The following is a 9724-nucleotide window of genomic DNA, read 5'->3' on the forward strand; positions in this document are numbered from 1 at the left end:
CGAGGTCGGCCCGGGCGTTACAGCTTCTTGATGAAGACCAGGCTGTTGCGCGAGCGGTTGTAGTTGTGCTGCTTTTCGCGCGGCATGTCGGCGATGCCGCCCTGCACGAAACCGCGCTTCATGAACCAGTGCGAGGTCCGCGTGGTCAGCACGAACAGGCGTTTGGCGCCGACGGCGCGAGCGCGCGATTCCATGTGGCGCAGCAGGATTTCGCCTTCGCCTGAACCTTGCCATTCAGGATGCACGATCAGGCAGGCCATCTCGGCCATCTGCTCCTCGGGGAAGTTGTGCAGGGCCGCGCAACCGTAAATGACGCCGTCGTGCTCCAGCACGGTGAAGTTTTCGACGTCGCGCTCGACCACGCTGCGCGGGCGCGGCACCAGGGTGCCGTCCGCTTCCAGGGGTTCGATCAGGCTGAGGATGGCGCCTACGTCGTCAATGGTGGCGGCGCGCAGGTCGTCCAGCGTGTCTTCCACCACCATGGTGCCCACGCCGTCATGGGTGAAGATTTCCAGCAGCACGCTGCCGTCCAGCGCGAACGGCAGCAGGTGGGCGCGGGCCACGCCGCGCTTGACCGCCAGCGAGGCGTATTGCAGGAAGGCGTGGGTTTCCTCGTCGAGTTCGCCGCCGGCCAGCAGCGCGTCGGCGTCGACGCGGGCCAGTTCGGTGTCCAGCGTGCCATCGTCGTTCAGCACGCCCTGCGAGCTGGACAGGAAGATCAGCTTTTCGGCGCGCAGCGCCACGGCGACGCTGGTGGCCAGGTCTTCCATGGCCAGGTTGAAGGCGTCGCCGGTGGGCGAGAAGCCCAAGGGCGACAGCAGCACCACGGACGAACCCTTTTCGATGGCGAATTTCAGCGCGTCGATGTCGATCTTGCGCACCTGGCCGGTGTGCTTGTAGTCCACGCCGTCCAGCACGCCGGTGGGGCGCGCGGTGACGAAGTTGCCGGAGATCACGCGGATATGGGCGTGCGACATGGGCGTGTTCGGCAGCCCCTGGCTGAAGGCGGCCTCGATGTCCAGGCGGATCTCGCCGGCGGCTTCCTTGGCGCATTCCAGGGCGGCGGCGTCGGTGGGAGCCAGGCCGCGGTCGAACTGCTGGGTGTAGCCTTTCAGGCGCAGCTGCTCATTGACCTGCGGACGGGAACCGTGCACCAGCACCAGGCGGATGCCCAGCGAGGACAGCAGCGACAGGTCCTGCACCAGCGTGTTCAGCGCGCCGGCCTGAACCAGTTCGCCGCCGAACGCCACCACGAATGTCTTGCCTCGGAACGCATGCACATAGGGCGCCACCTCTCGGAACCATCGGACGAACTGGGCGGGTGCGAATTCTGGGGCTTCGAGGGCGGAGACGGTGTCTGGTTCCAGGTCGGGCATGATGGGTGGAAGGATTCCTGAGAGTCGGTCAAAACGCGGCGCAGTGCCGCGCCATGGCGCCGTCGGGCGACGGCGTGGCGAAATTATATGACCGTCGCGCGCCGGGGCAGGAGGAAAAGAGTGCCAATTTGGTGCCGGATTCTCCGGTTTCCTCCCGTGGCGCCGGCAGGAGGCGCGCGGAAATTTATAATGCCGGGCTAACCGGACTAATCGTACATGCCTGAATCCTCCAGCCCGCGTGCGCCCAAGGCCGCGGACGCGGCGGCTCCGGCGGCAGCGGCGGACGCGCAGAACGCGCGCCGCGCACCGCGCCCCGAGCGGCCCATACCCGTGGTGAGCTATCCCGAAGACCTGCCCGTCAGCGCGCGGCGCCAGGAGATCGCGCGCGCCATCGCCAACCATCAGGTCGTGATCGTCAGCGGGGAAACCGGGTCGGGCAAGACCACCCAGCTGCCCAAGATCTGCCTGGAGCTGGGCCGCGGCCGCCAGAAGATGATCGGCCACACCCAGCCGCGCCGCCTGGCCGCGACCTCGGTGGCCAAGCGCATCGCCGAGGAGCTGAACACGCCCATGGGCGAGGTGGTGGGCTACCAGGTGCGCTTCAACGACCGCACCGGCCCCAACGCGTCCATCAAGCTGATGACGGACGGCATCCTGCTGGCCGAGTCGCAGCGCGATCCGCTCCTGCGCCGCTACGACACCATCATCATCGACGAGGCGCACGAACGCAGCCTCAACATCGATTTCCTGCTGGGCTACCTGAAGCAGCTGCTGCCGCGCCGCCCGGACCTGAAGCTCATCATCACCTCGGCCACCATCGACGCCGAGCGCTTCGCCCGGCACTTTGCCGCGTCCGAGGACCGGCTGGCGCCCGTGATCGAAGTGTCGGGCCGACTGTATCCCGTCGAGGTCCGCTACCGCCCCGTGCGCGAGGAACTGGCGGAGGACGAGGCCGCTCCGGCCAAGCCCGGCCGCGACCGCGAGCGCATGTCCGGCGACGAAGAGCGCGACCTGATCGACGCCATCGTCGATGCCGTGGACGAATGCGCGCGGCACGGCCCGGGCGACGTGCTGGTGTTCCAGCCCGGCGAACGCGAAATCCGCGAATCCGCCGAGGCGCTGCGCAAGCGCCATCCGGCCGGCACCGAGGTGCTGCCGCTGTACGCCCGCCTGTCGCAGGCGGAACAGGAACAGATCTTCCATCCGCGCACCAATGCGCGGCGCATCGTGCTGGCCACCAACGTGGCGGAAACCTCGCTGACGGTGCCCGGCATCCGTTTCGTGGTCGACAGCGGCCTGGCGCGCATCAAGCGCTATTCATGGCGCAACAAGGTCGAGCAGCTGCGCATCGAGCCGATCAGCCGCGCCTCGGCCAACCAGCGCGCCGGCCGTTGCGGCCGGGTCGGGCCGGGCGTCTGCATCCGGCTCTACGACGAGCTGGATTTCAACAATCGCGCGCCGTTCACGGATCCCGAGGTGCTGCGCTCGTCGCTGGCCTCGGTCATCCTGCGGATGAAGTCGCTGAAGCTGGACGATATCGAGCAGTTCCCCTTCGTCGAGGCCCCGCCGGGCCGCGCGGTGGCCGACGGCTACCATCTGCTGCAGGAGCTGGGCGCGATCGAGCTGGCGTCCGCCTCGGACGACGACGCCGACGCTTCCCGCACCGGCGCGTCCTTCGTGCTGACCCGCACGGGCCACGAACTGGCCAAGCTGCCGGTGGACCCGCGCATCGGCCGCATGATCCTGGCGGCGCGCGAACACCAGTGCCTGGCGGAAATGCTGATCATCGCCTCGGCCCTGTCGGTGCAGGACGCGCGCGACCGCCCGATGCAGGAGCGCGAGGCCGCCGAGGCCGCGCACGCCAAGTTCGCCGACGACAAATCCGAGTTCATTTCCTTCCTGAAGCTGTGGCGCTGGTACGGCGAACAGGTGCAGCACAAGGCCTCGCAGCGCAAGCTGGTGGCCTTGCTGCGCCAGAACTTCCTGTCGCCGATCCGGCTGCGCGAATGGCATGACGTGCACACCCAGCTGGCCGCCCTGGTGGGCGAGCAGGGCTGGCGCCTGAACCAGACCGAGGCCACCTACGAGCAGCTGCACATGGCGCTGCTGTCTGGCCTCCTGGGCAATATCGGCTTCAAGAGCGACGAAGGCGGCCATTACCAGGGCGCGCGCGAAATCCGCTTCCACATCCATCCGGGTTCGCGGCTGGTGAAGAAGGCGGGACGCTGGATCGTGGCGGCCGAACTGGTCGAGACCACCCGCCTGTACGCCCGCTGCGTGGCGCGCATCGACCCGGTGTGGCTGGAAAAGGTCGGCGCGCACCTGATCCGCAAGAACTGGTCCGACCCCCGCTGGGAAAAGAAGGCGGGGCAGGTCGTGGCCAACGAACGGGCCACGCTCTACGGGCTGACCATCTACACGGGCCGGCGCATCCAGTACGGCCGGGTCAATCCCACCCAGGCCCGCGAGCTGTTCATCCGCCAGGCCCTGGTGCCGGGCGAGATCGACACGCGGCTGCCGTTCGTGGCGCACAACCGCAAACTGATTGCCGGAATCGAAAAGCTGGAGCACCAGACCCGCCGTCCCGACATCCTGGTCGACGACGAGCTGATCTACGCCTTCTACGACCGCCAGCTGCCGGCGGACATTTCGCAGACGGCGACGCTGGAAAAATGGGTGTCCGGGCTGGACAAGGCGGCCGCCGCCAAGCTGCAGCTGACCCGCGACGAGCTGATGCGCCACGAGGCCGCCGGCGTCACGACCGATGTCTTCCCCAAGAAGGTGGAATGGCAGGGCGTGTCCATGGCGCTGGACTACCACTTCGAGCCCGGTTCGCCGCGCGACGGCGTGACCCTGGCGGTGCCGCTGTTCGCGCTCAACCAGATCGACCCGGCGCGCTGCGAATGGCTGGTGCCGGGCATGCTCAAGGAAAAGGTGCATCTGCTGCTGAAGTCGCTGCCGCAGAAATTGCGCCGCCATTGCGTGCCGCTGCCGGACTACGCCGCGGGCTTTTACGACCGCTGGTTCGAGCGCCTGGGCGATCCCCAGCAGGGGTTGGTGGACGCCATCATCGCCGACATGTGGGATCAGGTGCAGATCCGCCCGGCCGCGGCCGACTTCAAGCTGGAGACCCTGCCGGCCCACCTGTTCATGAATTTCCGGGTGGTGGACGAGCATGGCCGCATGCTGGCGGCCGGGCGCAACCTGGCGCAGCTGCGGGCCGAATTCGGCAAGCAGGCCCAGGCCACCTTCCAGCAGCTAGCGGCCAGCGACACCCAGGTCGCCCAGGCGCTGGCGCACGAGAACCTGACCTCCTGGTCCTTCGGCCCCTTGCCGGAAATCATGGAGATCAAGCGGCGTGGCCAGTCGGTGATCGGCTATCCGGCGCTGGTGGACCGCGGCGCGCATTGCGACCTGGACGTGTTCGATGACCCGGACGAAGCGCGCAAGCACCACCGCGCCGGCTTGCTCAGGCTGTTCCGCCTGGGCTTGCGCGAACAGGTCAAGTTCCTGGAAAAGAACCTGTCTGACCTGACCAAGATCAGCATGCTCTACATGACCCTGGGCACGCAGGAAGAGCTGCGCGACCAGATCATCGATTGCGCGCTGGGGCAGGCCTGCCTGGCCGATCCCTGGCCGGTGAACGAGCAGCAGTTCGAGGCCCGGCGGGCCGAAGGCAAGGGCAGGCTGGGCCTTTTGGCGCAGGAAGTGGCGCGGCTGGCGGGCGCGGTGCTGACGGAGTGGGCGGCGGTGCAGCGCAAGCTGCCCCAGGCCAAGCCGCACGCCGCGGCCTACGCCGACCTGCAGGCCCAGCTGGGCGCGCTGATGCCCAAGTGGTTCATCCGCGACACGCCGTACGCGCAGCTGGCGCATTTCCCGCGCTACCTCAAGGCGGTGCTGGCGCGCATCGACAAGCTGCGCGCCGATCCGGCGCGCGACGCCAAGCTGGTGGCCGAAATGGCGCCGCTGCTGACGCAGTACCAGCGGGCCAGGTCGGCGCTGAAGGGGGCGCCCGATCCCCGGCTGGACGAGTTCCGCTGGCTGCTGGAAGAGCTGCGGGTGGCGCTGTTCGCCCAGGAGCTGCGCACGCCCATGCCGGTCTCGGTGAAACGCCTGATGAAAAGCTGGGAATCCCTGAAGCGCTGAACGCGGCGGGACGGCGCGAGCCGTCCCGTATTACCGCCAGATTTCAGGTCGTTTTCCGTTCAGAGACGCGTCATCTGGTTATGCTTCAATGCGCGGGCCTTTCCTCGCAGCTCCCAGGAGCATAGCCGCCATGTTCGAGCTTTTCAGCACGCGTACCCGCCCGGGCGCGTCGTCCCGTTCGACCCCGAACCGCTGGGACTGGGCATTGCTGCCCCTGGTGCTGGCCGTGCTGGCGCTGATGGCCTACGGCGCCTCCCAGATGAGCCGGCCATTCGCCATCGGCGAAGAGCTGCCTATCTCGCTGGACCCGGTCTACCTGCCGTACTACCTGCTGCGCACCATCCTGCGGATGTTCACGGCGCTGGCCTTTTCGCTGCTGTTCAGCTTCATCTTCGCCGCCATCGCCGCCAAGTACCGGACGGCGGAAAAAGCGATGATCCCGATGCTGGACATCCTGCAGTCGGTCCCCATCCTGGGCTTCCAGGCCATCGCCATCGCGCCTTTCATCGCGCTGTTCCCCGGCAACCTGCTGGGCGTCGAATGCGCGGCGATCTTCGCCATCTTCACTTCCCAGGCCTGGAACATGGCGTTCAGCCTGTACCAGTCCATGCGCACGGTGCCCTCGGAACTGCACGAGGCCGCGCGCATCTTCCGGCTGTCGGGTTGGCAGCGGTTCTGGCGGCTGGAGCTGCCGTACGCCACGCCGGGCCTGCTGTGGAACATGATGATGTCCATGTCCGGCGGCTGGTTCTTCCTGGTCGCGGCCGAAGCCATTTCGGTCGCCGGGCAGGATATCAAGCTGCCCGGCATCGGCTCCTACATCGCGGTGGCGATCGAAGCGGAAAACGGCCGCGCCATCGCCTGGGCCATCGGCGCCATGATGGCGGGCATCCTGCTGTACGACCAGCTGTTCTTCCGGCCGCTGCTGGCCTGGGCCGACAAGTTCCGCTTCGAGGAATCGCAGGGCGACGCCGCCCAGCAGTCCTGGCTGCTGGACTGGACCCGCCGCAGCCGCTGGATGAAGGCGCTGTCGGATGCCTTCTGGGCCCGCATGCGGCGCGCGCTGGGCTGGTTCAGCGTGCCCTACGATGGCACCTCGATCCGCGCCCGCGCCAAGACGCCGGACCCGCGCTGGACGCGGACCTGGGATGCGCTGCTGGCGGCCGGGGCGCTGCTGGCCACCTACAAGCTGGTGCTGTTCGTGCACGAGGACGTGGGCTGGGCCGAGGTGCTGCACGTGCTCGGCCTGGGGGGCATCACCCTGGTGCGCGTCATGCTGCTGATCACGCTGGCTTCGGTGGTCTGGGTGCCGATCGCGGTCTGGATCGGACTGCGGCCCAAGTATTCGCAACGGGTCCAGGCGGTGGCGCAGTTCCTGGCCGCCTTTCCGGTGAACCTGCTGTTCCCGGCGGTGGTGTTCGTGATGGTGGCGCTCAAGCTCAATCCCAATATCTGGCTGAGCCCGCTGATCATCTTCGGCACCCAGTGGTACATCCTGTTCAACGTGGTGGCCGGGGCCTCGACCATCCCCAACGAGTTGCGCCTGGCGGCGGGCAACCTGGGGCTCAAGGGTTGGCTGCTGTGGCGCCGGGTCTACCTGCCGGCGGTCTTTCCCAGCTTCATCACCGGGGCCATCACCGCCAGCGGCGGCTCCTGGAACGCCAGCATCGTGGCCGAGTACGTGACCTGGGGCAATACCTCGCTGGTCGCGGACGGCCTGGGCAGCTATATCAAGCAGATGACGGAAGAGGGCGACTTCCACCGCATCGCGCTGGGCATCGGCGTCATGAGCATTTTCGTGATGCTGCTGAACCGTTTTTTCTGGCGCAAACTGTATTTGCTGGCCGAAGACCGCGGCCGCTAGGAGTCTCAAGTCATGGGTCCCAATTCCCTGATCGAACTGCACGACGTCGGCAAATCGTTCCGCGCCGCCGACGGCACCCAGCGGCATGTGCTGGAACACGTGGACTTCACGCTGAAGGAAGGCGAAATCGTCGCCTTGCTGGGCAAGTCCGGCTCGGGCAAATCCACCCTGCTGCGCATCATGGCCGGACTGGTCAACGCCGACCAGGGCACGGTCACCTACCGCGGCCAGCCGGTGTACGGCCCGGCCTCGGGCATCGCCATGGTGTTCCAGTCGTTCGCGCTGTTTCCCTGGCTGACCGCCCAGCAGAACGTCGAGCTGGGCCTGGAAGCGCAGGGCGTGGCGCCGGCCGAGCGCGCCAAGCGCGCGGACGCGGTGCTGGACCTGATGGGCCTGGGCGGTTTCGGCGGCGCCTTGCCGCGCGAGCTTTCCGGCGGCATGCGGCAGCGCGTCGGCATCGCCCGCGCCCTGGTCATGAATCCCGACGTGTTGCTGATGGATGAAGCTTTTTCGGCGCTGGACGTGCTGACGGGCGAGACGCTGCGCGACGACATGCTGGAACTGTGGGACGAAAGCCGCATCTCCACCAAGGGCATCCTGATCGTGTCGCACAACATCGAGGAGGCGGTGATGATGGCCGACCGCATCATCGTGTTCTCCAGCGACCCGGGACGCATACGCAGCCAGATCATGGTGGGCCTGCCGCGGCCGCGCAATGTGGACTCGGCGCCGGTGCGCGCGCTGATCGACGAGGTCTATGCGCTGATGACCATGCGGCCCGCGCATGACGTGCCCACGCCGCTGCAGCAGGGCCTGGGCTACCGCTTTCCGCAGACCGAGGTCGAACGCATGGAAGGGGTGCTGGACGTGCTGGCCGAGGCGCCGTTCAACGGCCGTGCCGACCTGCCCAAGCTGGCCGAGGAGGCCGAGATCTCGGACGACGACCTGCTGCCGGCCTGCGAAGCGCTGGGCCTGTTCGGATTAGCCAGGATCGACCGCGGCGACATCTTCCTGACGCCGCTGGGCCAGCGCTACGTGCTGGCGGAGCAGGCCCAGAAGCAGGCGATTTTCGGCCGCCAGCTGCTGGCGCACGTGCCCTTGGCCGCACATATCCGCCACAGCCTGGAACAGGAGCCCACCGGCGCCTTGCCAGAAAAGGACTTCCTGGACTCGCTGGAAGAGTTCCTGAAGCCCGACGAGGCGGAGCGGGTGCTGAAGATCGCGGTGGAATGGGGGCGCTACGGCGAGATCTATGGCTATGACTACCATACCGGGCTGCTGACGCTGCCCGCCCCGGACCCGGCCTAGGGGTCTGCCGCGCGGAAGAAGGGCGCCCGGCCTGCCGGGCGCCGCCGGCCGCTACAGGGCCAGGAAGCCTGCGATGACCAGGATGATCAGGCCGTACTTGGTGGTCTTGTAGACCTTGCGGTTCCAGGCCTTGAAGGCCTTGCGCTTCTGGTCGATGACCCAGTGCGCGTGGGTCAGCTTGTTGATCGCGCCGGTCTGGTCGCCGCCGTCGTTGGGCGAACTGGCGGCCGACATGACGACCCGGCCGAACCAGCGGTTGAAGGCTTCGGCCCAGCGCCACTTCAGGGGGCGCTCCACGTCGCAGAACAGGATGATGCGGTTCTGGTCGGTGCGGTTGTAGGCTTCGTGCACGTAGGTTTCGTCGAACACCACGCTTTCGCCGTCGCGCCAGCTGTATTCCTCGCCGTCGACGATGATGTGGCAGCGGTCGTCATTCGGGGTGACCAGGCCCAGGTGGTAGCGCAGGGACCCGGCGAACGGATCGCGGTGCGGGTTGAGCTGGCCGCCCGGGGGCAGTTCGGCGAACATCGCGGCCTTGACCTTGGGCAGCGTCTTCAGGATGGCGACGGTCTTGGGGCAGAGTTCCTCGGCCGACGGGTGGCGCGCGTCATACCACTTCAGGTAGAAGCGCTTCCAGCCGTACTTGAAGAAGGAATTGAAGCCGATGTCGTTATGGGTGTCGGCGGCCTTGATGCGCCGCAGTTCGGCCATCTGCACCGCCTCTTCGCGGATCGTCTCCCAGTTGTCGTCCAATACCTTCAGTTCCGCGATCTCGCTGGTCGTCAGGTAGGGCGTGGTCGGGACCCGCGAGCTCAGCACCATGAAGGCGTTGACGGGGGCGAGCAGCACCGAATGGTCCAGCAATTGCCGGCCCAGCGGCAGCTTGACGCGGCCGCGGAAGTGCGCAAACAGGATGGCGGCCAGCCAGATCCCGGGGATTAGCCATTTCATAGGTGAATCTCGTGCGTGAATCCCATGCCGGGCATGGGGGGTGACGTGCAGCGTGTATTGTTACACAGGCGCCTGCGCG

At 67.2% G+C, this 9724-nt stretch carries 5 protein-coding genes; 3 read left to right on the plus strand and 2 right to left on the minus strand.

Translation table 11 applies throughout. From position 1 onward, the window contains the following. Positions 1-17: 17 nt before the first annotated feature. A complete protein-coding gene (gene argA / locus HWY37_RS28375) occupies positions 18-1376 on the minus strand; it encodes an amino-acid N-acetyltransferase (protein WP_175208615.1) in 1359 nt (452 codons plus the stop codon). A 216-nt stretch (positions 1377-1592) separates the two neighbouring features. Here argA and hrpA point away from each other — a divergent pair, with 216 nt between their 5' ends. From hrpA to HWY37_RS28390, 3 genes are all read left to right on the plus strand, one after another. Beyond that, positions 1593-5522 carry an ATP-dependent RNA helicase HrpA gene (gene hrpA, locus HWY37_RS28380; protein WP_176090326.1) on the plus strand — a complete coding sequence of 1310 codons (3930 nt, stop codon included), beginning with the start codon at positions 1593-1595 and terminating at the stop codon, positions 5520-5522. Between the two features lie 130 nt (positions 5523-5652). Then, the gene (locus tag HWY37_RS28385; protein ID WP_175208617.1) at positions 5653-7386 is read left to right on the plus strand and encodes an ABC transporter permease; all 1734 of its coding nucleotides are present in this window, start codon (positions 5653-5655) and stop codon (positions 7384-7386) included. Positions 7387-7398: 12 nt separating this feature from the next. Continuing rightward, positions 7399-8694, plus strand: coding sequence for an ABC transporter ATP-binding protein (locus HWY37_RS28390; RefSeq protein WP_175208618.1), 1296 nt, complete (start codon positions 7399-7401; stop codon positions 8692-8694). 51 nt (positions 8695-8745) lie between these two features. Here HWY37_RS28390 and lpxO read toward each other — a convergent pair whose 3' ends face one another. Further along, positions 8746-9645 (minus strand): lipid A hydroxylase LpxO, encoded by a 900-nt coding sequence (lpxO, locus tag HWY37_RS28395; RefSeq protein ID WP_176090327.1) that lies wholly within the window; start codon positions 9643-9645, stop codon positions 8746-8748. Positions 9646-9724: the final 79 nt, after the last annotated feature.

It is taken from the genome of Achromobacter anxifer (assembly GCF_903652925.1).
In the GTDB taxonomy this organism is placed as follows: domain Bacteria; phylum Pseudomonadota; class Gammaproteobacteria; order Burkholderiales; family Burkholderiaceae_B; genus Achromobacter; species Achromobacter anxifer.

Bases quoted from the DNA above. Each gene is read 5' to 3' on its own strand.
- argA (WP_175208615.1), bottom strand. From the start codon at position 1,376: ATGCCCGACCTGGAACCAGACACCGTCTCCGCCCTCGAAGCCCCAGAA.
- hrpA (WP_176090326.1), top strand. From the start codon at position 1,593: ATGCCTGAATCCTCCAGCCCGCGTGCGCCCAAGGCCGCGGACGCGGCG.
- HWY37_RS28385 (WP_175208617.1), top strand. From the start codon at position 5,653: ATGTTCGAGCTTTTCAGCACGCGTACCCGCCCGGGCGCGTCGTCCCGT.
- HWY37_RS28390 (WP_175208618.1), top strand. From the start codon at position 7,399: ATGGGTCCCAATTCCCTGATCGAACTGCACGACGTCGGCAAATCGTTC.
- lpxO (WP_176090327.1), bottom strand. From the start codon at position 9,645: ATGAAATGGCTAATCCCCGGGATCTGGCTGGCCGCCATCCTGTTTGCG.